30 protein-coding genes are annotated in these 25,425 nt (G+C 36.4%); 26 read left to right on the forward strand and 4 right to left on the reverse strand.

Annotated features, from left to right (window positions below; translation table 11 throughout):
- The first annotated feature begins 140 nt into the window (after window positions 1-140).
- The 19 genes from RTW14_RS01205 (at window position 141) to RTW14_RS01295 (ending at window position 14,123) form a co-directional block, all read left to right on the forward strand.
- Window positions 141-725, forward strand: coding sequence for a phage scaffolding protein (locus RTW14_RS01205; protein ID WP_312647566.1), 585 nt, complete (start codon window positions 141-143; stop codon window positions 723-725).
- Window positions 726-742: 17 nt separating this feature from the next.
- On the forward strand, window positions 743-1,627 hold the full coding sequence (locus RTW14_RS01210; RefSeq protein WP_312647567.1) for a hypothetical protein: 885 nt from the start codon (window positions 743-745) through the stop codon (window positions 1,625-1,627).
- Between the two features lie 34 nt (window positions 1,628-1,661).
- A complete protein-coding gene (locus RTW14_RS01215) occupies window positions 1,662-1,970 on the forward strand; it encodes a phage head-tail connector protein (protein WP_312647568.1) in 309 nt (102 codons plus the stop codon).
- A complete protein-coding gene (locus tag RTW14_RS01220) occupies window positions 1,967-2,281 on the forward strand; it encodes a phage head completion protein (protein WP_312647569.1) in 315 nt (104 codons plus the stop codon). Before RTW14_RS01215 ends, RTW14_RS01220 begins: the two co-directional genes overlap by 4 nt.
- Window positions 2,274-2,687, forward strand: a complete 414-nt coding sequence (locus tag RTW14_RS01225; RefSeq protein WP_312647570.1) for an HK97 gp10 family phage protein — start codon at window positions 2,274-2,276, stop codon at window positions 2,685-2,687. Before RTW14_RS01220 ends, RTW14_RS01225 begins: the two co-directional genes overlap by 8 nt.
- Entirely contained in the window at window positions 2,688-3,059 is a 372-nt protein-coding gene (locus RTW14_RS01230; RefSeq protein ID WP_312647571.1) for a hypothetical protein, read from the forward strand.
- The gene (locus RTW14_RS01235; RefSeq protein WP_312647573.1) at window positions 3,056-3,598 is read left to right on the forward strand and encodes a hypothetical protein; all 543 of its coding nucleotides are present in this window, start codon (window positions 3,056-3,058) and stop codon (window positions 3,596-3,598) included. Before RTW14_RS01230 ends, RTW14_RS01235 begins: the two co-directional genes overlap by 4 nt.
- Window positions 3,591-3,890, forward strand: a complete 300-nt coding sequence (locus RTW14_RS01240; RefSeq protein ID WP_312647574.1) for a hypothetical protein — start codon at window positions 3,591-3,593, stop codon at window positions 3,888-3,890. The genes RTW14_RS01235 and RTW14_RS01240 overlap by 8 nt, the downstream gene beginning before the upstream one ends.
- A 315-nt stretch (window positions 3,891-4,205) precedes the next feature.
- The gene (locus tag RTW14_RS01245) at window positions 4,206-6,935 is read left to right on the forward strand and encodes a phage tail tape measure protein (RefSeq protein ID WP_312647575.1); all 2,730 of its coding nucleotides are present in this window, start codon (window positions 4,206-4,208) and stop codon (window positions 6,933-6,935) included.
- 12 nt (window positions 6,936-6,947) lie between these two features.
- On the forward strand, window positions 6,948-7,829 hold the full coding sequence (locus tag RTW14_RS01250) for a phage distal tail protein (protein WP_312647577.1): 882 nt from the start codon (window positions 6,948-6,950) through the stop codon (window positions 7,827-7,829).
- Window positions 7,829-9,547: a Gp37-like protein gene (locus RTW14_RS01255; protein ID WP_312647579.1), complete on the forward strand. Its 1,719-nt coding sequence runs from the start codon at window positions 7,829-7,831 to the stop codon at window positions 9,545-9,547. The genes RTW14_RS01250 and RTW14_RS01255 overlap by 1 nt, the downstream gene beginning before the upstream one ends.
- Window positions 9,548-10,549, forward strand: coding sequence for a hypothetical protein (locus RTW14_RS01260; RefSeq protein ID WP_312647581.1), 1,002 nt, complete (start codon window positions 9,548-9,550; stop codon window positions 10,547-10,549). It begins immediately after the preceding gene.
- 10 nt (window positions 10,550-10,559) lie between these two features.
- Entirely contained in the window at window positions 10,560-10,976 is a 417-nt protein-coding gene (locus RTW14_RS01265) for a hypothetical protein (protein WP_312647582.1), read from the forward strand.
- An 88-nt stretch (window positions 10,977-11,064) separates the two neighbouring features.
- Window positions 11,065-11,676, forward strand: coding sequence for a M23 family metallopeptidase (locus RTW14_RS01270; protein ID WP_312647583.1), 612 nt, complete (start codon window positions 11,065-11,067; stop codon window positions 11,674-11,676).
- A 9-nt stretch (window positions 11,677-11,685) separates the two neighbouring features.
- Entirely contained in the window at window positions 11,686-12,021 is a 336-nt protein-coding gene (locus tag RTW14_RS01275; RefSeq protein ID WP_312647585.1) for a hypothetical protein, read from the forward strand.
- Window positions 12,011-12,259 (forward strand): phage holin, encoded by a 249-nt coding sequence (locus RTW14_RS01280; protein WP_312647586.1) that lies wholly within the window; start codon window positions 12,011-12,013, stop codon window positions 12,257-12,259. Before RTW14_RS01275 ends, RTW14_RS01280 begins: the two co-directional genes overlap by 11 nt.
- A gap of 178 nt (window positions 12,260-12,437) precedes the next feature.
- Entirely contained in the window at window positions 12,438-12,791 is a 354-nt protein-coding gene (locus RTW14_RS01285; RefSeq protein ID WP_312647588.1) for a helix-turn-helix domain-containing protein, read from the forward strand.
- Between the two features lie 18 nt (window positions 12,792-12,809).
- Window positions 12,810-13,331: an ImmA/IrrE family metallo-endopeptidase gene (locus RTW14_RS01290; protein WP_312647590.1), complete on the forward strand. Its 522-nt coding sequence runs from the start codon at window positions 12,810-12,812 to the stop codon at window positions 13,329-13,331.
- Window positions 13,332-13,718: 387 nt separating this feature from the next.
- Entirely contained in the window at window positions 13,719-14,123 is a 405-nt protein-coding gene (locus RTW14_RS01295; protein WP_312647594.1) for a hypothetical protein, read from the forward strand.
- A 379-nt stretch (window positions 14,124-14,502) separates the two neighbouring features.
- Here the strand turns inward: RTW14_RS01295 and lepB are convergent, their stop codons facing one another.
- On the reverse strand, window positions 14,503-15,015 hold the full coding sequence (gene lepB, locus RTW14_RS01300) for a signal peptidase I (protein WP_312647595.1): 513 nt from the start codon (window positions 15,013-15,015) through the stop codon (window positions 14,503-14,505).
- Window positions 15,016-15,209: 194 nt separating this feature from the next.
- Between lepB and RTW14_RS01305 the strand changes: the two genes are divergently transcribed.
- The 7 genes from RTW14_RS01305 to RTW14_RS01335 all read left to right on the forward strand — a co-directional run bounded on the left by RTW14_RS01305 (window position 15,210) and on the right by RTW14_RS01335 (window position 22,938).
- On the forward strand, window positions 15,210-15,671 hold the full coding sequence (locus RTW14_RS01305; RefSeq protein WP_312647598.1) for a hypothetical protein: 462 nt from the start codon (window positions 15,210-15,212) through the stop codon (window positions 15,669-15,671).
- A gap of 340 nt (window positions 15,672-16,011) precedes the next feature.
- On the forward strand, window positions 16,012-16,215 hold the full coding sequence (locus RTW14_RS01310; RefSeq protein ID WP_312647599.1) for a hypothetical protein: 204 nt from the start codon (window positions 16,012-16,014) through the stop codon (window positions 16,213-16,215).
- A 137-nt stretch (window positions 16,216-16,352) separates the two neighbouring features.
- The gene (locus RTW14_RS01315; RefSeq protein ID WP_312647601.1) at window positions 16,353-16,937 is read left to right on the forward strand and encodes a hypothetical protein; all 585 of its coding nucleotides are present in this window, start codon (window positions 16,353-16,355) and stop codon (window positions 16,935-16,937) included.
- 174 nt (window positions 16,938-17,111) lie between these two features.
- The gene (nhaC, locus tag RTW14_RS01320) at window positions 17,112-18,560 is read left to right on the forward strand and encodes a Na+/H+ antiporter NhaC (RefSeq protein WP_312647602.1); all 1,449 of its coding nucleotides are present in this window, start codon (window positions 17,112-17,114) and stop codon (window positions 18,558-18,560) included.
- Window positions 18,561-18,577: 17 nt separating this feature from the next.
- Window positions 18,578-20,200 (forward strand): amidohydrolase, encoded by a 1,623-nt coding sequence (locus RTW14_RS01325; RefSeq protein WP_312647604.1) that lies wholly within the window; start codon window positions 18,578-18,580, stop codon window positions 20,198-20,200.
- Between the two features lie 48 nt (window positions 20,201-20,248).
- Window positions 20,249-21,784, forward strand: a complete 1,536-nt coding sequence (locus RTW14_RS01330; RefSeq protein WP_312647606.1) for an amidohydrolase — start codon at window positions 20,249-20,251, stop codon at window positions 21,782-21,784.
- A 23-nt stretch (window positions 21,785-21,807) separates the two neighbouring features.
- Window positions 21,808-22,938, forward strand: coding sequence for an AfsR/SARP family transcriptional regulator (locus RTW14_RS01335; protein WP_312647607.1), 1,131 nt, complete (start codon window positions 21,808-21,810; stop codon window positions 22,936-22,938).
- A 121-nt stretch (window positions 22,939-23,059) separates the two neighbouring features.
- On the opposite strand, the gene RTW14_RS01340 is transcribed toward RTW14_RS01335, so the two are convergent.
- The 3 genes from RTW14_RS01340 to RTW14_RS01350 form a co-directional block, all read right to left on the reverse strand.
- On the reverse strand, window positions 23,060-23,518 hold the full coding sequence (locus RTW14_RS01340; protein WP_312647609.1) for a YgaP-like transmembrane domain: 459 nt from the start codon (window positions 23,516-23,518) through the stop codon (window positions 23,060-23,062).
- A 148-nt stretch (window positions 23,519-23,666) separates the two neighbouring features.
- The gene (locus RTW14_RS01345) at window positions 23,667-24,299 is read right to left on the reverse strand and encodes a hypothetical protein (RefSeq protein WP_312647611.1); all 633 of its coding nucleotides are present in this window, start codon (window positions 24,297-24,299) and stop codon (window positions 23,667-23,669) included.
- A gap of 301 nt (window positions 24,300-24,600) precedes the next feature.
- Complete coding sequence (locus tag RTW14_RS01350) at window positions 24,601-25,290, reverse strand: flagellar brake protein (RefSeq protein WP_312647613.1); 690 nt, start codon at window positions 25,288-25,290, stop codon at window positions 24,601-24,603.
- Window positions 25,291-25,425: the final 135 nt, after the last annotated feature.

Below are 25,425 nucleotides of genomic sequence, written 5' to 3' on the forward strand. Positions count from 1 at the left end.
TTTTTATAAGTTGATTTAAGACAGTCAGAAATGACTGTCTTTTGTTATATCCGCCCTTTTTTAGAAGTTGCAGGGCATAAAGAACAACAAGACTCTGAACCGGAAGCAACCGGTATATAAATGCTATGGAGGGAAAGAAAATGGATTGGCTAAAGAAGTTATTAGAAAACGCAAAAATTGTTGATGGAAAATTAGATATAGATGCACTTATGGAAGCTGTAAAAACGGAATTTCCTAAGAATGCTGTACCTAAGGAAACATACAACGATGTAGCGGGGCAGTTGAAAACCGCTAGTGGAACGATTGAGACTCTTAAGAAAGAGCACAAGGATGTGGAAACACTGCAGCAAACTATTAAAACTCATGAAGATACTATTAAAACGATGAAAACAGATCATGAGAAAGCTGTAAATGATATGGCTGTTAATGCTGCCATTGAAAAAGCCCTGACAAATAGTAAGGCAAAACATAGTGATTTGCTTGCAGAAAAGTTCGATCGTGAAAAGATTGTGGTTAAGGAAGGTACAGTAACGGGAGTCGATGAGCAACTAAAGGGCTTAAAAGAAAGTTATAAGGACCTATTTGAAGAAAAGCTGTCAGGTAATCCACCAGCAAGTCCGGATACCGGGAACTTAAAAGGCGGGAATACTTATGAGGCAATTTTAGCTAATGCAGATAATATGACCGCAGAAGAGATTGCGGCTCAGTTTTCAAATTTAAAGTAAAGAAAGGGTGATAAAGAATGTCAGTAGAAAAATTTAAACCTACATTATGGGAAGGCGCATTAATTGCGAACTTCCATTCAGTATCTATTTCAGATGCTATGTTTACAAAGCCAACAGAAATTAAAGGAAATAAGATTATTTTTAACAGAGTTGGTGGCGGCGCAATTAAAGATTATACAGGGGCTGTTGCATGGGATGAGATTAATACAACCCCTATTGAAATGACTTTTGGACAGAAAAAATATTTTGCTTTTGCGCTTGATGATTGCGATAAGGTGCAGCTAAAAGGCGATGTGATGACTGCAACAACAGCGGAACATGCAGCAGTATTAGCTGAAACTTATGACGGGTACAATCTAACAAAGCTGATTGCAGGAGTAAAAAGTGGCAACGCAATTGGTTCTGCTACAAATAAGATTCTGTTAGTGCCAAAGAATGCCTATGATTACATAGTTGACCTTGGTACTATTCTTGGAACGAACAAAGTTCCTAAGACAGATCGATTTGTAACAGTTAATTCTGTGATTTTAGGATTGTTGTCAAAAGATCCACGATTTACCGCTAATCCAAACGTTTTAGCAAATGGTGTGGTTGAGGGACAGAAAATTGGAGGAATGCAGGTAATGTGCTCAGAAGAACTACCAGCAAATAAGATTGTGGCACATCATAAGAGTGCTTTCGGTGCAGCTAAGCAGCTTGATGAAATCGAAGCCATGAGATTACAGTCTGCTTTCGCTGATGGCATTAGAGGCCTCTGTATGTATGATAATGTAACACTAAGAAGTGAAGCTATTTCTGTATTACATTATACTGCAGGTACGGTAGATGATACTCCGGCTACTAAGGTTGTTGTAACAAATACAGCGGAAAATCCAGTTAATACAAAAGCAGTTACAGTATAATGCGGGAGGGTTCGCCCTCCCTATTTATTAGGGGGTGAGTACCATCGAAGAAAGAATATTAGCATCCCTAAAGCTTAGGGTAAAAAATGTATCAGATGAATTGCTGAAAGACCTTACCACGGATGCTATAACTGATGTAAGGACATTTACCAATATATCCAAGGATGAGGAGTTACCTGGTGGATGTGAAACAATAGTAAAAGATTTAGTAGTCCGCAAAATAAATCGGTTAGGTTCAGAGGGAATTGCTTCTGAAAGCCACAGCGGTGTAAGTCAAACATACGAACCTGATTTACCTGAAGATATAAAAAAGAAACTAAATCGATTTAGGAGGCTGCCATGAGTATAAATCAAGAAATGCGTCCATTGATGTTGCAAAAGAGAAAAGATGGGGAGTCACCTACAGGCGCGGTAAAGTATGAGTGGGAAGACGTGAAAACTATTGACGTTGCTGTTTATAAAACAAATAGTACTTTAAATACTCAGAATGTTAGGTACAATGAAAGCTCTCATACGGGACTAACTTATGAAAAAGAAGTTGAGGAAAATCTGTATAGGCTAGTTGATGGTGAAAGAGTATATGATATAACGCTTGCAGACACTAAAAATAGACTCACATCGTTGCTTCTGAAGGAGATTGATACAAATGTCTAGTAATGATGATTTTGTAAGGTCAATAGAAGATGCCACATTACAGCTGATACAGCAGGTAAAAGGCAATACGAGAAGGGCATGCCTCTTTATTGAATCCGAAGCAAAGAAAAATTGCCCTCTAGATCAGGGGCCTTTGAGAGCTGCTATGTTTTCACAGGTAAACTCTACTTCAACAGAAATTGTTGGCACAGTAGGAAACAATAGTGAGACTGCACCTTATGTACACCAGGGGACTGGTATATATGCTGTTGAGGGGAATGGCAGACGAACCCCCTGGAAGTATAAAGCAACTGGAGGAAAATATAAAGGATGGCATGTAACAAGAGGACAGCGGGCAAAACCATTCTTGGATAAAGCCAAGATAGATAATAGGGTGAAAATAAACCATATGCTAGGGGGTGAGTAAATGCTGGAAGTTGTGATAAAACAGGTAATTGAAAGTATTACTAAGCCTATTATAGGTGATAAAAAAGTATTTCCGGTTATGGGTACTTGTAAGCCTCCACTTGTAACTTATACGATTACTCCAGTGGCTGGTGGAACGGTAAAGGAAAGCCAGATTGAAGTTAAGGCTATTGCTGGGGATATAGACAAGGCTATTGAAATTAGAGAGGCTATTTCTGGTAAGCTGGACATGACGGCAGATATTCCTTCAATAGAAGTGGGGAATATTGTTTTTCGGAGCGGGTTAGCTGGAGGAGGTATGCTCTTTAATGACAGTATACAAACGTGGGAGCTAAATAGTATTTTTATAATTACATGGAGGTGTAAAGATTGAGTGATAAAAACGAAATTATATTAGGTGCTGGAGAAGTATTCATGTATGAATTTACAGGAACAACGGTACCTGATACAGTAACGATTGAAACAGAGGGAAATAATGTAGGGCACTGCTCTGGGGGTTTTACAATAAACTATAAGCCGGAGAAATACGATGTAAAAAACCAATACGGTAAAACTGTTAAGTCTTTTATTACCAAAGAAGAAATAACAGCCAAAACTGGTATTTTAAGCTGGGATTTGAAAAGGCTTGAACTATTATCAACTGCAAAAATTACAGAGGATACGGTTAAAAAGCTACGTAAACTTACCTTTGGCGGCGGTGGTGCTTTAAAAACAGTATTATTGCGTTTTGTACATACAAAGTCTAATGGTAAAAAGATTCGTTTTACCATGATTGGCCAAGGCGGTAACGGCTTTTCTTTGGAGTTCGGAGAAAAGGAATTAACGGTAGACAGTGAAATTGCTGCTATCGAGTATGTTAAGAACTTTTTGGCTGAGTTTGAAGAAGAATTGGAGGGAACAGTAAATGGTTGATATCGATAGATATATGAATATTACTGAAGAGTTTATTTTTAAAGGTAAGAAGCTTCATGTGAAACAGCCCTCAGCTAAAGCTACTAAGGAAATAGGGAAACTTGAAACTGCTATGAATGAAGATAACGCATTAGATATGAAGTGCAAAATCACACAAATTGTATTAAACAACAATGAAGAAGGTGTGAACTTTGCCATTGAGGAAGTAGAAGAACTTCCTTTTAAGGTACAGGATGTAATAATAAGAAAAGTCACCGAAATGAAGGTGCAGGCAGATAATGACCCAAACTAAAACTCCCGATTCCAACAGGTCCCATCGGTGAGGCAATAGTATCAAAATATTTTAGTCAAGAAGAATGGGAAAAGCACTATTCATGCTGTACAACTGAAATAAAAGATATAAGCGAATATACAGGACTTAGCTTCAGTGAAGTTTTAGGACTGCCATATTCGCTCTATTTGTTGTATCGAAAAGAAGCATGGCTTCACGAGCTTAAGCATAGTGAATCGGGAAGAGAAATACTAAAAACATTGTGGAGATTACAGCAGACTGAAGCTAATACTGATTCAATTAGGCAGTTTGAGAAGATAAGGAAGGAGTGATTGTTTGGAAGCTGGAATAAGACTTGCGCCATTGCTTACAGAAATTAGAGTAGATATCAATGGCTTTAGAAATCAAATGAGCAGAGCTGCTGTTGAAGGCAGAAATGAAGCTGAAAGAATAAGCGAAGGGCTTTCAAATGTCACGAAAGTTGGAGATAAGCTGTCAAGCGTTGGTGGAACGTTAATAAAAAGTGTCACGTTGCCTTTAGCAGGAGCGGGTATTGCAGCAGGTAAGATGGCAATTGACTTTGAAAGTAGTTTTGCAAAGGTATCTACACTTTTAGATAGTAGTGTTGTTGATTATGGGAAGTATAAAAATGACCTTTTGGATGCATCTACAGAGAGCAAAGTTGCAGTTGATGAATTTTCGGAAGCTGTATATGGATCCATCTCTGCGGGGGTTGACCAGACTAAGGCAATACAGTTTACAACAGATGCAATGAAATTAGCAAAAGGTGGTTTTACTGATGGAGCAAAAGCGGTGGATGTAATGACTACCGCAATAAACGGTTATGGACTGAAAGCTGAGGATGCAAGTAAAATATCAGATATGCTTATTACAACACAAAACTTAGGTAAGACAACAGTTGATGAACTTGCATCTAGTATGGGTGCTGTAATACCAGTTGCTTCTTCTGTCAATTTTGGCATGGAAGAATTGTCTGCATCTTACGCACAACTTACCAAAAATGGTATTGCGACTGCAGAATCAGGAACTTATCTGAAATCTATGTTATCTGAATTAGGAAAAAGCGGCAGTATTACAGATAAGACCCTTAGAAGTTTAACGGGTAAAGGATTCGCTGATTTGAAGAAAGAAGGAAAATCTACATCAGAAATATTAATGCTTCTTAAAGAGACTGCTGAAAAAGATGGAAAAACTTTAAAGGATATGTTTGGTTCTGTAGAAGCTGGGTCCGCCGCATTGGTTTTGGCTAAGGGTGATGGTGAAGAGTATAACGGAATGCTTTCAGCTATGCAAGACAGTGCCGGTGCTACTCAAGATGCTTTTGACAAGATGGATGCAACACCAGCTCAAAAATTATCAGGGGCAATGAACTCTCTTAAAAACTCTGCTATAAAGCTAGGTGTCGAGTTAATACCTATAGCCACAAAGGCAGCTGAAGTTATATCCAAGCTTGCGGACAAATTAGCAGGATTATCCGATGAACAAAAAGAAAACATTGTTAAATGGGCAGGTATAGCGTTAGTTGCTGGTCCAGTTCTAAAGATGGTTGGCGGTGGTATAAGTACTTTTGTAAAATTTAAGTCAATCCTCGGTGGGACTTCTACAGCGCTTAGCTTATTAGGTGGAGGCATGGGAACCGCAACAACGGCTGCTTCTGGATTAGGTACAGCGGCGGGGGTAGCAGGGGGCGCTACAGGATTGGGTGGCATTGCAGCTGGCTTAGGGAGTGCAGCTATAGCAGCAGCACCTTTTGCATTAGCAATCGCTGGTGTCGGTGTAACTGCATATGCGGTACATAAAGAGCTATCAAAAGAAGTCATACCAACGGTAGATTTATTTGCAGATAAAGTTGAATATGCATCGGGTACTGTAAATACTGGTATGGGGAGTATGGCGACAAGCGTACAAACAAGTGTAACTAAAATTTCGGATGCAACCAAGACAGCCGTACAATCTTATGTGGACATGGATGATGAAGTAACAAAAGCACTATATAGCCAAGAAGTGAATCAAACCGTGATAACCGATAAAATTGCATCAGATATGGTAAGTAAATTTACAAGTATGGGCACCAGTATTAAGGATGCTGAGCAGAAGAATTATGAGGAACGTCTTGGAAATCTAAATAAATATTTTACTGATAGCTCCGCGCTCTCTGAAACTAGAGAAAGTGAAGTGTTACAGTTCATTACTACAAAGCATGAAGAAAGACAAAAAATAATAGATGATGCTACTTCAAGAATAACGCAAATATATGCGAATGCAAAAGAAGAGCATAGGAAAATTACAGAACAGGAAATGGAAGAGATTGAAAGTTTGCAGTCACAAATGAGAGACAATGCAATAACTCAACTATCCTCCACCGAAGAAGAGGCAGCTGTTATAAGACAGCGCATGAAAGATTATCAAGGAAGGCTTACGGCTGAAATGGCAGCGGAAATGATTACTAATGCTAATAAGGCAAGAGACGGTGAAATTAAAGCGGCAGAAAAGAAATATGATGAGACAATTAAGCAAGCGGCAAGGCTGAAAGAGGCTGGTGCCATTACGGAAAAAGAATATGAGGCAATGGTGACTGAAGCTAAGAAAACTAAGGATGATCAAGTTAAAGCTGCAAAAGATGCATGTAAAGGTGTAAAGGATGAGATAAAAAAAGCAACTCCAGGAATCGAGAAAGAAGTAAATACTCAGACTGGTAAAATTAAAACCTCATATGATAAGTTGAAAGAAGGTCTAGGGGGATTTTTCAGCTGGCTCTTCGGCCAAAATAAGGAAGCAGAAAAAGCAACTAAAAGATTAGAAACAACCAATACTGTCATAAATGAATCTGCTGCTACGGGCCTTGAATATGTTCCTTTTGATGGATACGTCACAGAACTACATAAAGGTGAAAGAGTATTAACTGCATCAGAAAATAAAGCCTATAACAGAGGGAGTCAGAGTGGTGGAGATACTTATATTTTTAACAGCCCTAAAGCTCTTACTCCGGCTGAAAGTGCAAGGCAGATGGTCAAGGCTAAGAGAGAAATGCTTCTTGATTTTTAGTGGAGGTGGTATATGGAGCTTGAATTAACCAATAAAGTAACAGGGCAAAGAATACAGTTACTATCAGAGAATAAAGATTTTATAATTCAAAAGGTAGACTTTGGACAGGTAAAAGGCAGACATAGTACTACGCAATATATAAACTTAGTAGGGAGTGAAATTGATGCGACAGTTCTTGGAACAAGGGACATATCAATAAAAGGTACAGTATGCAGTAGCGCTGCTAACAATTTAGCTGAAAAAAAGAGTAGATTAAATAGGCTTATAAATCCAAGGCATGATTTAATTATAAGTATAGGAAAGTATCAGATAAAAGCAAGACCAGACTCATCTATTAAATATGGTGTAGGTTATCAGGAGAATAATAATCTCTTTTGTGAGTTCTTAATTTCATGTAGTGCATATGAACCGGTTTTTAAGCGAATTAACGAAGAAGTATTTTATTATTCGAGTGCAAATAAAGTACCTTTGTTTCCTTTAATTATACCAAAATCAAAGGGTATATGCTTTGGTAAAATATCATCCATATCCACTAAAAATGTACCTAACGATGGAGATATAGAGACAGGCTTTGTAGTGAGGTTTATAGCAGATGAAGGGGGTGTTACTAACCCTAAAATAACAAATAATAAGACAGGTAAGTTTATAGAGGTTATTGTAAACATGCTAAAAGACGATATAGTGGAATTGTCCACAGTGACTGGAAATAAACATGTAAAGTTTATCCGGGGCAATACTGAAACAGATATTTTCAAATTAGTTTCCAAGAAATCCACCATGAGCATGACTCTTAATACTGGGGTGAATGATATAGCCATAACAGCTGCAAGAAACGCCTCTAACCTTAATAACATAATTAAATTTACCCCTTTATATTTGGAGGTGCAGGAATAATGGAAATCTATATACTTAATGAAAAGATGGACAGAATTGGTACTGTTGATGTATATCAATCCTTTAGCTGGAATACCTCATATAGTGATGTTGGCTCATTTGAATTACACTGCCCTGTAAAGTTGTTTGCCTTACTTAAAGAAGATAGGATTGTCCAAAACACAGAGGATGATAAGCACAACGGCATAATAGAACGCATTGAAAAGTCGCAGGATGATGAAGGTGTGGAAAAGCTGATAGTAAAGGGCAGAATGATAGAGGCATATTTAGACAGGAGAATTGCACTTGGCAGTTATACTTTTGTAGACATGCAGCCAGCACAGATTGCCTGTAATCTTATAACTCAAAATGTCATTGCTCCGTCAGATGCAAATAGAAAAATAGATATGCAAATAGGCGAACTTGTAAATGCTGACGAGGGGACAGTATGTTATGCCGGGGCAAATGAAAAAATTTTAGATATAACTAAAAAGCTATGCGATGCAGCGCAATTAGGCTTTAGGCTATATGCAGACGATGAAAACAAAAAGTTTATCTTTGATGTATTTAAAGGAGTAAACCGTACAGAAGAAGATAACACAACAACGTCTATAGAAGTACAAAAGGCTATAAATGTTTTAAATGCAGGGCATTTTGAAAACTATCTTACAGGGTGGAATCCGATAGATGGAGGCACCAATTATCAGGGTGAAGAAGTCTTGTCAGTAGAGCCTAATCCAAGACTGTTTAAAAAGACTAAAATAAAGGACAGATATGCTGAATACTGGAAAACCACAGGTAAGTTTAGACGTTGGGTATACTTCTTCCGGAAGGCTGGTTATATATACGGAGATATACAACTAAATAAGGACCACATTTATTATATAGATATAAAGTGTAGTAACCCAACAGATTCGGTACTTGGATACGGAATTATTGATAGTGAGGGGGGTTACACTTTTAACGTTGATAAAACAAGTGGATTTGAGAGATTTAACACCTTTTATGTACCTGAAAGTAGTGGAACATACAAGTTTGCAATGGCTTATGGTGAACTGCCAGAAATAGAAGGTTTAACGGTGGAAACTGAATATGGTGGAATGATAGATCTTACGGCTACTTTCGGTGTTGGAAAAGAACCAGACTTAGATTGGTGTAACAACAATATGTATTATGAAAATGGCATATGGAAGTATAAAGTTGAAATTATCAGTTTTATACCCAACAGTGCGGATCAGGTAGTGTTAAGTAGAGATAGAGATACTCTGGTTGAAGTAGAGTATCTTAAAAACATTACCAATGAATGTACCACAATTTATGTAAAAGGTGATGGAATAGATACTACTGTAAGTACTGGTAATATAGTAGGACTGTTACGTAAAGAACGTTTCTTGGACTTATCCGGAATAACCAGAGTAAGAGACAGTGTTACTATTCCAGAACCAAGTTATATAGCAATGCTTCAAACAAATGCAAAGGCCACACTAAGAAAATTAGTTGTAAATGAAATAATAGACGGTAAATTGTACCTACTAAGCAATAAAAAGTTTGGTAGGGATTTTTATTTAGGGGACATAGTCACATGTACAGATGACAGCATAGGCTTCTCCACAAACTTACGTATTACAGCTGCTACAGAAACTTGGGACATAAATGGATATCAGATAAGCGTAATTTTGGGGGATGATATCCCAGATATTTATGAAACAATAAAATTGGTCACGAAAGGAGCAAAATAAATGAGTATAACAATGAAGGCTATGCCTTTTGACTCTGAGGTTACATTAAACCCTCAAACAGGACAAGAGGAATATGATAGGGTTGCACACTCCAGAGATTTAGCTGACTGGCTGGCAGCATATTTCAGCAACGGTATTCTGGTTAGAGGTTCAGACTTATTAACAAATGAATTACAGGTGCTACACCTGTCTACCATGACTTGTGTAGTTAAGCCAGGAATAATCGTTATAAACGGGAGGACAGGCTTTCTTGAAGCACAAGAAACTATAGAGTTTTCTGTAGGTGAAAGTAATCCTAGAATAGACAGGGTTGTTGCAGAGCTAAACCTTGCAGAAAGAAATGTATATATAAAGATTTTAAAAGGTAGTGCCGCAGTCACTCCTGCAGTTCCGAATATCATACAAACTGAAGATGTTTATCAGATACCCCTTGCACAGGCAAGAATAAATGCTAATCAGTCCGTAATTGCCTCTGTAACGGATGAAAGAGCTGGGTATATCAGTAATGTGCTTTTAAATCAGGCTCCAAGGACAGACGTGCAAGCTGCAGAAATAAAAATATCTGAGGCTGTAAGGACATTATATGGACTATCTATAGATAATGCTAATGTAGATAAAACTTTGCAGAAATATATGCAAGGTGGACTATTGAATGCCTTACTAACTGGGTTCTATAAAACCTCTGATGTTGGGGATATTTTAACCACAGATACACTATTAAAAGCATTAAATAAATTACAAAACAAAATTAACATCGTAAGTGGTAGTGCTACAGCAAGCGGTACTAATCAGTCTATTAGTGTAGGATTTACACCTAAGTTAGTAATAACACAGTATAGTGATAATGATGGTATTGCTGCTGCAAACATATTCAGCACTAATGGTCGGATTAGTGTAAGTAGTGGTAAAGCTTATACAAGTGAGTACTCTGCTATTGTTCCAAATGGGTTTCAACAATCAGGCAGAAGTGGTACTGTAATATACTATACTGCTATAGGATAGGAGGATAAAGATGATAGTATTTGAAAATAAAGGCTTTCAAACTAGGAGTGATAAACCTAATGAGGATTGGACAGGTGAAGCAAAATTTATTGCTGAAGATGGTACAGAATTGGCAAATAAAATTCTTAGCCTATATCCTTATTATAATTTTGTTTTAGATAAAGAAGGCAAGCTAATTGACGTTGTTGCCATAGAAAAACCACCTACACCAGCACCAACAGAAGAAGAGGTCAGAGAAAAATATGAGTCCTTGTCCAAGGAATATATACATGACAAAGTTTCTGGGTATTCACATGATGATGAAACTAAAATAATACGAGAGTATCTGGCTAATATGGATAATGCAACCTATAAAACGGCATTTGAAGGCTATAACGTTTATGTAGAAGAATGTAAGCAAAGAGCACATAAAGAAGTTTATGGATAAATAGCAGAGGCAACTAACAGTCTTATATAACATGATACAGGCACGCATGGTGCGTGTTTTTTTAATGCATTTGAAAGAAGGTGGAAAATTGATAGTATTTAATCATTTGCCGGTTGAGCCATTAAGGGTTACAAGTAAATTCGGACCTAGAAATACAGGCATAAAGGGTGCTTCGACATACCATAAAGGCATTGACTTAGGCAGAGACTTTTCAAAGCCAGAAACGCCCATTTTGTCTGTGGCAGATGGCGTTGTCTTTAACAACTTCTGGAATGACTATAAGGGTTGGGTTGTTATAATCGACCATGGAGGTTTCAAAACCTTATATCAGCATTTAAAGGGCCAAAGTCCACTCGCAAAAGGACAGAAGATAAAAGCAGGAAATCAGATAGGCATTATGGGTGCATCAACCAGAAATATTAAAAATATGGCTATGCATCTACACATGGAGTTAATTGTAAATGGTAAGCAGATAGATCCATTACCATATTTACAAAATATACAGGAGGTAGAAGATATGACAGAAGCAGAGGTAAGAAAAATAGTTAAAGAAATGTTAGCAGGAAGTGGAGATACACCATCAAGCTGGGCTAAAGAAGCATGGGAAGAAGCTAAGAAAAACGGTATCACAGATGGAACAAAACCACAAGGAAGTGTAACCAAGGAACAAGTGGTAGTAATGCTTAATAGGGTAAAGTAGGAGGCTAAAATGAATTGGATTGCACAATATTGGCTAGAGGCATGTTTTGGGCTACTCTCCATAGCTGTGACATTTGGAGCCAAGCGAATATTTACTAAATTTAAAGCTATAAAAGAGGAACAGGCAGCACAGAGTAGGGGTATACAAGCGTTGCTCAGAGACAGTATTGTGCGAGCCTATTACCATTACTGCGATGACGAGGTTATAACTTTACATGGCTTGCAAAATGTAAATGCTATGTACGAGGAATACCATAATCTAGGCGGTAATGGAACAATTACAAAACTTGTAAATGATATAAGAAAATTTGAAGTAGTTGACAGGAGGGACAAAAATGAAAATTAATTGGAAATTAAGATTAAAAAATAAAACTACATTTGCTGCACTTGTTGCGTGTATTGTAGCTTTTGTATATCAAGTGCTTGGTATATTGGGAGTAACAGCTCCTATATCAGAGGACCAGTTTACACAGATTGCTGGACTTGTAGTTAACTTGCTTACTGCAATAGGGGTGCTGACAGACCCGACCACTTCAGGAACAGGGGACAGTCAGCAGGCCATGACGTATAAGCAACCTAAATAATAATTAGTTAAGCCACCTAGGAGTAATCCTGGGTGGCCACTATAATATTAACCAATTTTAGGTTAATATTATTTATATAAAATATAGAAAAATTATCTAAAAATTGTTGACATTTATTTTTATTTATATATAATAAGTATATGGATAATGATTCCATAAAGGAGAAGGAGGATATATTATGTTGACAGATTTCGGAAAAATGTGCAGAAAAATCAGGATTGATGCTGATGAGATTCTTGCGACTATGGCCGAAAGACTCGGAGTTGCAGCTTCATTCCTGTCGGCTGTTGAAAATGGAAGAAAAAATGTACCAGTAGGTTGGTGTGATGCAATTACTAAAGAATATAATTTATCTGATGCAGATGGGCAGAAATTAGTAATAGCAGCAGAAAATTCACAAAAACAAGTTAAAATTCAGCTTGAAAACTTAAAGTCTCAGGACAGGGATTTAGTTATGTCCTTTGCAAGAAAATTTGAACAGTTAAACTCAAAAGAAAAATCTGAGATTTATAAGATTCTAAAGAACGATTAAAAAGGGGTGATGAAGTTAGTGGACAGTTTTTATAGAGCTAAGCCTTTATCAAGGGAAGGTATCGCAAATATAGCTAAAAAAGTTAGAAGAATTTTTGGAATAAGCGATGATACATATTATGTTGATGTAATTGAATTGCTTGAAAAAACTATTCCTAAATTCATAGAAGAATTTCATTGTGAGGTTCGGCCTGATTATGAAATGCAGGAAATGGCAATAACATATCCCAATGAAAACAAAATTGAAATCCGCGAAAGTGTTTATCTGGGTGCAGTGCATGGAAATGGTAGAGATCGCTTTACAATTATCCATGAAATAGGGCATTATGTACTACATGATGAAATTTCAACGTGTTTTGCGAGAAGAAGCGAGAAAATAAAAACTTATGAAAATCCTGAATGGCAGGCTGACGCTTTTGCCGGAGAGTTTCTAATGCTCCGTACATTAATAGCCGATATGAGCTCTGTAAAGGTGGCTAATAAGTGTGGCGTTTCACCTGCTGCTGCGAGATATCAGTGCAAAAAAATAAATGAGATATAAAATCCCACTTACTTTTAAGTGTTTTGATAAATATAAACTGTTGATTGTTGGCGCAATCAACATTCATGGACACATGGCTCGCATGGTCCGCTCTCTTTTAAAGATTTCTTATTTTACCATAAATATGAGAAGAAATCAAGAGTTTTGTTTCGAGCCAGAAAGGAATATGGTGAGAACATGACTTATCCAATTGACCCAAATAGGAAAATAAAAGGATTTATCTTTAGAGCATCATTTACACGAGATGGTGTTACATATTATGCTAAGAATTATGGAAAAAGAGCATTTAAGATTCCTCTTTATTATTAGTTAATAAACATGTTTGACTGATAAATTACCAGGCAAAAACTTAACTATTGAAAATTATAATAAAGGAGGGATTCTTAAATGCTAAGTGTAATTAAAGAATATAAAGGTTTTTTTGTACTTGTTATAGTGATAATTGCTGTTGCCGTATTAATCTCTTTTGCGTCAAGCTTTTACTACTCATTCTTAGGGTTTGAAAGAGTAAAAGATTTAGATGGAGCAACAGACCGTGGAAAGACAATAATGACCAATTGGTTATACGCAGGGGTAGGACTTGATACAGATTATGTTAGCTATGAAGGAATAAATTGGGGTACCAATATTACAATTGAGGCTAAAGGTAAATCTGTAGAAGGAAAATATTTTGGATATAACACACAAGATGATTGCCATTACGTATATCTAGCCCCATTAATAATAGGCGGCGAAAAAGTCTACAAAATTAGTGAAGAAGCTTGCTGGATAACTGCGAATCCAACCGAATAAGTAAATACAGAGATGAAATTAAAGAATTATAATTTAGTTGTCGTAAAAGTTGTCGTAAAACTATAAATTTAGCTAACATTCATAAACATTTTTAAACATTAATAAAAAGGCTCAGCGTATTGGAATTAACACGTTTGAGCCTTTGTTAACATATTGTACCATTATCATAAATTTAAATTCGAGTCCCATGTCCTCCGCCAAAACAAAAAAGAGACTTTCGGGTCTCTTTTTGTTTTGCTTGGAGACAAGACGAGAATCCGCGATTTTTTGTTGCGTGATAGCCTATTCATATTTTATAGAGCAATAAAAAGGAACTTCTTCAGGACTCAAAGTATCCTGAAGAAGCTCACAATAAAATTTTAAAATACATTCAATTATACTAATTTAAAATCCCAAGCGAATCAAAAGGAAAGGCTCTAAAATATACAACCCCAGTGATTTCATTAACATTAATGAATCCAACCGCAGGGTCACGACTGTCAGAACTATGTTCTCTATTATCACCTAAGGCGAAAATACTATTTTCAGGCACTACATAAACGCCATCACCATAAGTAATATTTGTACCAATGTAGGGTTCATTTAGCTGAGTACCATTTCTATAAACATTGCCATTAGAAATAGTAATTACATCACCTTCAATACCAATCACTCTTTTAATCAATACTTTATGAGAGAAAGAGTTGAGCTTGATATTAGTGTTGAAAGTAACTATATCTCCATAATTAAATGAATTTTTATATGTAGATACTTTTTCTGTTAATAGTAAATCATGATTTTGTAAAGTTGGCTGCATGGATTCACCTAAAACAAAAGTTGGTTTTGTAATGAAAAATAATAATAAAATAAATATTATAAAAAATTTATACTCTTTAATGAAATTTTTAACCATAATAATCTCCCCAAATAATCTCCCAATATTTTTATACAAGTATAACATAAAATCTTTAAAATAGGATTAGAAAAATAAAAAATGAAGGTAACAGTTTACAAAGAAAATAAAAACTCGTTTCTTTTACTGTAATTAAAAATCACCGGTGAAAAAGTTAAAACAATTAATTTTATGAAAGAAAAGAGGTAAAAATTATGTCGTATACTAAATGTGAATTATTTGTTGATGCCCTTGCTGAAGAAGTGTTAAACATTAGTCCCAAGAATCATGAAAGATTTTGCTTTAAACCTAATAAGATTTTTAAAGATGATTTAGGCATAACTTCAACTGGAAAGTTAGTTATACTGTCAGAAGGGGATTACAGAATCACAGCTTCTGCTAATATCTATGGAGGTGCTGCTAATGATTTTGTACATTTTGGTTTTGATACTTTAGGCCGTGATGGAGAAACTGGTGCTGGAAAGTATTATGATTATTTACAGACTACAGTAAAATGTGACAGTTCTGGTAATGGAGCACAGATCTTTGGTAATGTTAGCGATGTTGCTCATTTCACGGCAGGTCAAGTTATTGGTTGCATATATCTTAGAGGAAATGAAAATACAGTAAATATTAAGGCCTGTTGCCCAATGATGACAATTGAAAAAATTGGATAATGTAAAAGTCTAAAATATAGCTCCTTTTTATGGGGCTATATTTTTTTACTTGGAATTTTACCTTTAGAATTGCAAGTGACGGGAAGCATAAAACCATATTGTTAAAATATACAATAAAGAAAGAAGTAAACAATATAAAACAATTTATATAACGTTGCGTTTGATGCTAGGCTTGTCAAGTGTTAGTGCTTTGGCGGATGAAGGGGATATTTGGCAAGAAAAAACATATCACAAACTCCTATTTCTTTTATTTTAGTAAATAAGGTTGACAAAAGCACGCATTATTGCGTGTTTTTTAATATACATTTTTTAAGCCCAAAGGGCAGAAAGAGAGGACAATATGTTAAAGAAGGAATTTTCAAAGAAGTATGATGGAGTAATTAGAGACATTGCTATTAAGCAGCAGGTGGACATGGGAACAGCCACAGATATGCTTATATACGAAATCAGAGTACACGCGGGTACTGTAAAGAGACAGGATACCTACATAGATGAGGTTGACTGGAAGCAGGCAAAAAAAGATTTAGACAGCATTACAGACTAGCAGCAAAGGAGCCCTCGGGCTCCTTATTTTTTATGAAATAAGGTGACAAAATGAAAACAAGCGCCTTTAATCACAAGTAACAAATAATAGTCCCCAATAATATATTGTAATATGTTGAATAAAAAGGAGGATATAGAATGAGAAGGGTTAGGAGATGTCAAAACATTTGTATTCCAATTAATCAAGTAAATCTAATATTTGACTCAAGAACAACATGGAGAGATCTTACTGTTTGGCTTAGATCTTATGTGCACACTAAACAGGGAGGATTAGGTGATTTAGATGCAATAAAGGAGAAATTGAATGCGGTACTGGTAAAATCTACCAATATTTTTAGTTTAATATTTGGAGAGCAGTCTGCCGATGAATACGTAGATCTGTGGAACAACTTTATTAATTATTATGATAAACTGATTGAAGCCCAAATCAGTGGAGACATGGAAACAGTAAATAAAAATAAAGAAAAGCTACAGGAAAATTCGGTGCAGACAGCTTGGTTTTTAGCACATATCAATCCTTACTGGACAGAAAGCGAATGGATAGAATTGCTCTCACTATATAATCAAATGTCCATTGACCAATCAACTGCACTTTTAAACAAAGACGATAAAAAAGATATATATGGATTTGATAAGCTCTTAACTCTCTCTTCGAGGATAGGAGACTATTACTCACAAGGCATACTTGACTATTTAATTTATACTAGTAGAGTCATGACATAATAAAATACATAGCAGAACTGTTGCAAAAGTGTTGCAGAATTATTTAAAATGTCAAAAAATAATTTATAAAATATATAAATAAATTTCAAAGGGGGACAAAAAACACAGGTGTGGAAATGGTTTGCAAGTATAATTAAGAAAAAATAAATCATTTCTTTAAAGGAGGAAACGAAAATGGAAGAAAACATGAAAAAACCGGCATTAGGAGTAGCACTGGCAATTATACTCTTCTTGTTTGGAAGTTTCGCTGTACAACTAGTTACAATAGGAACACCTGATGTGCATATGACGCTGATTTTTGCTACAGTATTTGCTGTAGTAATGCTTGCTATTTTTAACAAGACACCTTTATCACTTATAGAGGCAGGAGTTATTCACGGAACTAAGATAGCAACTATATCCATGATGATCCTGATGTTTATCGGAGTTATGATTCCTGCATGGATTGCAGCAGGAACAATTCCATCACTGATTTATTATGGGGTACAGATCATATCACCTTCAGTATTTTTACTGACTACGATCTTGGTATGCTCTTTATCATGTCTTGCAACCGGAACTTCCTGGGGTACTGCAGCAACTTTCGGTGTAGCACTTATGGGTATTGGAGGAGGCCTTGGTGTCGATCCTGCCATGACAGCAGGTGCTGTTATTTCAGGGGCTATCTTTGGTGATAAGCTGTCTCCAATTTCGGATACCGTTAACTTGTCATCCGCTACCTGTGAAGTTAATGTTTTCGCACATATTAAAAGTGTAGCTACTGCAACTGTACCTGGGTACATACTTGCTTTAGTAGTAGCAGTTGTTCTAGGAATGAAACATTCTAAAGGTCAAATTACCAGCGATCAAGTAAGTACTTTGCTTTCCGCATTGAGTACACACTTTAACGTAACACCACTTTACGCACTTATTAGTTTAATACCAATGATTCTGGTTGTGGTACTGGCATTAAGAAAGTTTAATGCACTTGCAACAATTGTAATTAGCGCAATGATAGGAATGATAATCGCTATTATATTTCAAGGCTATAACCTTCAAGAAATGATGTCCTTCATGAACTATGGTTATGTGATAGATACTGGAAATGTGGATGTGGACAAGCTGCTGAACAGAGGTGGTCTGCAGTCTATGATGTGGACCGTATCCATTGGATATTTGGGTCTCTCGTATGGTGGAATACTGGAAAAAACAGGGGTACTTGATACATTGCTGTTCAGTGCAAAAGCTATTACAAGTAATGCACGTAATTTAATATTAACTCACATGTTGGCAGGAATGGCAACGGTTATGGCAACAGCCAGCCCATATGTATGCATTTTGATCCCAGGCAGAATGTTTATTGCAGGTTACGACAAGTTAGGAATTAAAAGAACCGTTGCATCCAGAACCTTAGAACACTCTGGTATTTGTTTAGACCCTTTACTACCATGGTCGCTTGGGGCTGTTTACTTCTCAGGAGTACTTGGTGTCAGCCCTCTAGAGTACGCACCATATGCTGTATTGTGTTGGGCCGTGCCAATAATTGCAGCATTTTACGCTATAACAGGTATCTTCGTATGGAAAGAAGATTCTCCATTAAAAGATGCTGAATCGGAAAAAACAGTAGTTAAGACGAAAGCATAATTAAAGGGGTGAAAATAATGGAACTAGATGTATTGCTTAAAAATGGAATTATATATACAATGGAAGAAGAGGGCAAAACAGTTGAAGCATTGGGTATAAAAGATGGCAAAATTGTATTTGCAGGAAGCGACTGCGAAGCAGAGGGCTTTAACAGCTTAAATATAGTTAATTTACAGGGGCAGGCAGTTATTCCCGGTATGGCTGATTCTCACATGCATATGTATGCCTATTGCCAGAATCAGACTTCTGTCAACTTAGAGCAGGCCAAAAGTATGGATGAGATGATTGTGCTTATGAAGAAAAAAGCAGAAAAAACACCTGAAGGAAACTGGATTAAGGGTGTAAACTTTGATCAGACAAAGTTTAAGGAAAATCGTTTCCCTACGCGTCAGGACTTGGACAAGATTAGTACCGTGCATCCGATTGTAATTAAAAGATGCTGCCTACATGCGGTCGTAGCCAATACTAAGGCCTTGGAACTAGCTGGCGTAGGGGCAGGGTACGATGGTGGTACTGGTGGCATTGTTGAATTCGATGAAAATGGTATGCCTAATGGGATTTTAAGAGAACAGAGTACCAAGGTCTTTGACGAGATTATGCCAGATCCTCTTTTTGACAAAGAAGAAAAGAAAAGAATTTTTCAACAGGTGCTTGCAGACATGTCTTCTAAGGGAGTTACAACGATTCACACTTATGCTGCAAAAATCTGGCGTTATGATGAAGATATTAATACATATCGCGGTCTTGACAACGCTGGGGAACTTCCAGTCCGAGTTACAGTGTATATGGATGAACTATTTACCCCAGAAATTTTAACGGAAGATCAGAAGGATGATGCACACAGGATAGTGCAATTTGGAGGGTATAAGCTATTTTCCGATGGTTCCCTTGGGTCTAGGTCAGCGGCGTTACAGGAACCATATAATGATGATCCTGAAAATAGAGGCTTTGTAGTTTGTGAGCAGGAAGAATTTAATGCAAAAGTGCTGCAAGCTTATGAAAAGGGTCTGCAGCCAGCAATTCATGCAATTGGTGACCGAGCGCTTGATATGACCCTTACAGCTATAGAAGAAACGCTGCGGGTTACAAAAGAAAATGGAATGTCAGAAGAAGAGCAGAAACATCGTCTGCCGTTCCGAATTATTCATGTACAGATGGTTAACGATGAACTGGTTGAGCGTATGAAGAAGCTTCCGCTGGTACTTGACATACAGCCTGTATTTCTTGGCACGGATGCTCGTTGGATTGAAGATCGTATCGGCAGTAAACGTGCAAAGGGAGCATATGCCTGGAAGACACTAAAAAATGAAGGATTCATTCAAACAGGAGGATCTGATTGCCCCGTTGAATCTTTTGACCCGATTGCAGGAATATTTTCTGCTGTTGCCCGTTGTGATAAGGATGGACAGCCTGCAGGCGGCTATGGTCCTCAAGAAAAATTATCGGTATATGAAGCAATTGAAGTTTTTACAAAAAATGTTCATTATGCCACTGGGCAGCAGGACAAGTTAGGGACCTTAGAAGTAGGAAAGTTTGCCGACTTAGTCGTATTAGATTGCAATCCTTTTGAGATTGATGAAATGGCACTAAAAGATATCAAAGTACAGCAAACATATATTGCAGGAAAAAGAGTATTTTAAAACCTAATTCCATATAATAATTGATGGGAATGGCTGGAGGAACAGAGAATGTATGCAGACATATTAATTAAAAATGCAAAGTGTTTAACGATGAAGAACGGAACTACTGCCGATTGGATTGCTATTCATAATGGAACAATCCTTGCTTTAGGAATGAATACTGCGTATTGCGATTTGGTGGCCGATCATACGGTTATAATTGATGCTGGTGGAAATACCGTTCTCCCTGGATTTATTGACAGTCATTTCCATGTTGTACAAACTGCTTTAAATGCAAGAAGCATAAATTTAAGAGGAGTGTGCAGCTTTGAACAAATTGGCGATCAGATACAAAAAGCAGCACTGGAAAAGCCAGGGCAAAGTATTACTGGTATACGTCTGCAGGTAGAGCAGCTCAAAGAAAAGAGCTTCCCTGACCGGCTGACGTTGGACCGGTATTGCAGTGATGTTCCTGTTTGGATTAATTGCCTGGATTATCAAGTGAGTATGCTGAATACTTATGGACTTTTGTATTATAAAGTCCCGTTTAATATGGAAGGTGTAGAAAAGGATGGTCACGATGTTGCCACAGGTATATTCCGAGGAAAGGCAAATGCCGTACTGCGAACGAATATATTAGAAGGCATATCTGATAAAGTTCGAAAAGAAGCGGTTATGGATATCATTCCAGGACTTCTTTCGGTAGGAATAACTACTGCCAATGCAATGGAAGGCGGCTATATGTACAGCGATAAAGATGCAGACTTTATTTTTGAATACGGCAGTGAATTTCCTGTGGATATGGCACTTTTTTATCAATCCCTTGATATGGAAAAGATTAAGAGGATGAATTTAAAACGTATTGGCGGGAGCTTTTATTTAGATGGAACAATGGGGGCAAGGACTGCAGCGCTTTCCTTTGAATATGCGGATTGTCCAGGTAGAATGGGGAGTTTGCGCTATTCGCAAAGTGAATTAAATGAATTTGTGACAGAATGTTATAAAAATAATTTACAGTTGTCGCTGTATGCTATTGGGGACAGGGCTATCGGGGCGGCTCTTAATGCACATGAATACGCATTGTATTACACTGGAATAACAGGTCTTAGACATAGGCTTGAACACGTGGAGCTTGCCAATGCTGAGCATATACGAAAAGCTAAAGAGATGGGAATTATTTTTTCCATGAATCCCACGTATGAAGCATATTGGGGGGGACCTGATAAAATGTATTCACAACGTTTGGGTGAAAATTATGTGAGAACGAACTTGTTCAGAGAGATAATTGACGAAGGGGTCTGCCTTGTTGGGGGATCTGACAGCGATATAACGGAGTACAATCCTATGATTGGTATTGCAGCAGCAGTGAATCATCCTGTTAAACAGCACCGGATTAGTGTGTATGAGGCATTGGAAATGTATACATGTAAGGGGGCATACGCTATCTTTGAAGAAGACAAAAGAGGAACGTTGGAAGCAGGTAAGATCGCGGATGTTATTCTTCTTGACAGTGATATTCTTTCCACCCCGCATGATAATTTAAATCAGGTAAAAGTGATAGCCACAATTAAGTCTGGAGATATACTCTACAATACTATATGTTAAATACAGAATAGGAAGTTGCAATTATGCTGAATCTTAATTTTTTGGGAAAAGCAAGGGTAGAATATAATGGAAAAAGCGTGGTAGAGAGTTTTAGAAACAAAACCATAGCTCTGATTTGTTTGCTTGTCATAAACAATGACAAATATTTAAGCCGAGAAAAAATACTTGACTATCTTTGGCCTGACAGCAGTGAAGAGGCTGCAAAAAATAACCTAAGGTTTAATCTATGGCTGATCAAGAAAAACATTGGTACAAGTGAGACTGACCAGGAGTTTCTTTTTATAGACAAAGATCATTGTGGAATTAATATGAATTATGAATTTCAATGTGATATTTTGGACATTATGAATTTTAAGCCTCAACAAGACCGACCTATTGAAAGTTTGCTTAGATTGAAAAACATGTTTGTGGGAGAGTTTTTAGAGGGATGCTATTATAATAATTGCGACGATTTTAATGAAATTATTATTTTTGAGCGTACTCGGTTCGAAAATTTCAGGGTTCAAATTTTAAAAGGTTTGGAAGAATTATATGAGAAAGATGGCAAAACCGAGGAGTGCTTAAATATACTGAAAGAAATTTTGGATATTGAGCAATATGATGAAGAAGTGGCGGCCAAAATACTTACTTTATATATGAAAATTGGAAATCGTGGCTCAGGAATAGTTTTTTATAATTCATTCCGTGACAGGCTTGCCAGCAGACTTGGAATTCAGCCTTCTGAGAAACTGCGTAAAAAATATGAGGAGATTAAGCAAAGTGAAGAAACAAACTCTCAGCATGGTGATGTGAAGTGTATAAAGCTACAGACAATCTGCATTAAAGATGTTCAGTACTTCTGGATGGCAGATGTGGTAGGAAAGCTCTTTGCGCTAAAACAACTAAAGTGTGATACAAGATTAAACGAAAGAATGCTGAAGGTTCTTGGATATATACAGCCTGATGTTATACCAAATCCAAAGAGTGAGGGCGAGGCTGAAGTGCCAGCTGTTCAGATTGTGAATGCCTTTATTCATTTGATTTTAAGTATATGTAAGGATTATAAGCTAACCATTTTCATTTCTGGGGGTGAAGAAATGGATTCTGTATCAGATGGTGTTTCAAAATATTTAAAGAGCAGTAAAGTAGATGGGTTAAGTATTATAGCAAATTGAATCTAGTGAAACTTAATCTGTAAGATAAATCGCCCCGGATTCTGAATAAGATAAAAGGTCCAACGCGTTAACATGAACGTGATTGGACCTTCTTATTTAATGTGTTTATCTTTAAAATGGGTTATTGCTTTTCAGCAATTGTTAGCATTTCAGAAACATCACAAGTCTTGTGTAAAAAATCACCTCTGAGCATTTTTAATACAACCTTTTCATTTTCTATTTCCAACTCTGTACGTGCACCGAGTTTACGTAATATTGGAAGTGGAGGACACCACCCCTGTAAAGCATGCTGAAGTAGGAAAAAACCAATAGTTCCTGGTAAAAGGAACCAGATACACTGGCTTTTTTTCAAACCTAGTATTGAGCTTATCAATACAACCGATGCAGCATTTGCTTCCAGAATCCGTTCGATATCCCACTCATAATTTAAATTCTTTATTTTGTCCGATAACGCGCTATCACTACTATCCACATAATTTTTTAAAGAGCAAAGTGTCTGACTTCTGATTTGTAAATTTACATTTTTATTTGTATAATTTGGAACCCTTTGTGTTGTTGAAGGAAATATTTTCTTTATCATATCAGTTCTTATCCTTTTTAATTCGTTAAGTTTAGGTCGCCCCTGTTAACTCTTAGGATTTCCTAACTGTTAAATTTTATTACAACATTTTCTAAATATACAATGCAGTAGAGTTTGCTAAGCGTTCATTTATAAAGTGCCGCTATTTTTAATTACTAACCACGGATTCTGGCACTGTAGTATTTACTGCGGCATCTGTGCTGGCCTGCAGTGCTGAGCCTGTGGTTTCTTCTGAGCCTATTCCAAATTTCTTATCATAAGTTTCTTCTTTTAAGGATAACATGCCATCTGTTTTTTCATAAGTAATAGAGGCTGTTCCATTTAGTTTTGAAACAAGCCAAACGATAGATAAGTTTTCAACATTTCCTAATTTAGAATCAACGGAACTAGCAAAACTATCAGAATAGTCTTTAATGATTTGCTGGCTGTCAGAGGGAGTATGTTTTCTATTCCAAGAGATAATAGCGTAAATGTTGTAATTATCTGATGTAGATGATTTTGTGACGGTTAAACTGTCAATTTTAGTACCATCTGCAGCATTAATAAGCCTCTTTGTAAATACTTCTACATTTTTCTCAGATGAACTGGTTGTTAATAAATCAGAGCTGACGGAACTGTCTGCAGCCAGACTAGAATCAGTAGTAGTGTCATTTTTTTTAGTGGCAGAGTCTGTAGATTCTGTCAGATTATCTTTGCCAGTATTTTCATTATCACTTTTTCCACAAGAATTAAAGCTTAATAGTAATACACATATTAAAATTAATAATAAAGTTTTTTTCATAATAAATTTTCTCCAATATTCTAATACTATTTATGTGTGAATGTATCAATAAAATAATATAAAAAGTAAGGTGATAGTTATGAAAGAAAAATTGTGGAATCAAACGATACAAGCAAATTTGTTTTTTTCGGTGTTTATTTATTTGCCCATTTTAATACCATTTTCATCATTCATTACTGCCTATAGAGTTTTATTTCAAATTATACTTTTACACTTACTAATAGTTACGGCTGTTTTATATAATATATCATCCATGGAAGAATAAAAGAAAAATGAAGCACTTAGGATAAGCGGCTTCATTTTATACAAAGCGGTCTCCACCTCTGGAAGCATCATTGATTAATATTTCCCGCTGTTGGGCAAATACAAGTTTAATTAGATTATCCACTGTTTTTCCATTTGCCTCTATCCATTTTACACGATATTTATAATTCCAATCCGCTCTCGTCTTTGTAAAGTCAATTCGGTCTAGAATTTCACTGTTAAATTCAAAGTCTGTTCCACGAAATGAAAATCTAATTAATAGTTCAGAATGAAGTATCATCTGGTCATTGCACATAAAAGCGCAGCCACCACCACTAAGGTCTACAATTCTACCAGATCGTTCGATAGAGGTGTCTGTGTTAGCTTCACTTGCCATAATATAGAAATTTAAATTTACACTTACGGATTGTCTGAAGAATTCTCTTCTTTGTGTAACTTCAGGCCCGGAAATGGCTTGAAATTTACAAGCAGACAAGTTGTCCATTTTTTCTATGCCAAGATAATGAATTATCCAAAGAATAATGCCTTCTTTACCTTTTGCATAAAGTTCGTAAGTCTGGTCTTTAAAAAATATAACCGGTCTACCAGTTTCCGATGACGGAATCATAGTAAAAAAAGTATTATTTAAACCGATATCCTGAATTTTTGTTTTATAGTAATGTTTTTGCAGCTCCTTGTCTGTAATACAAATTTCTACGGTATCTGATATGTTTAAATTTGAAATCATTTTTTTCTCCCCAAAGTATATAACAGGTTGTTTTTATTAATAATAGTTTAACCGTTTCAATTCTATAATATCTATGAAATGAAGTAAAGTAATTTTCGTCAAAATTCGTTGTGATTCGTGGATTTTTTATGGTAG

This window comes from Aminipila sp., from assembly GCF_032051575.1.
Lineage (GTDB): Bacteria > Bacillota > Clostridia > Peptostreptococcales > Anaerovoracaceae > Aminipila.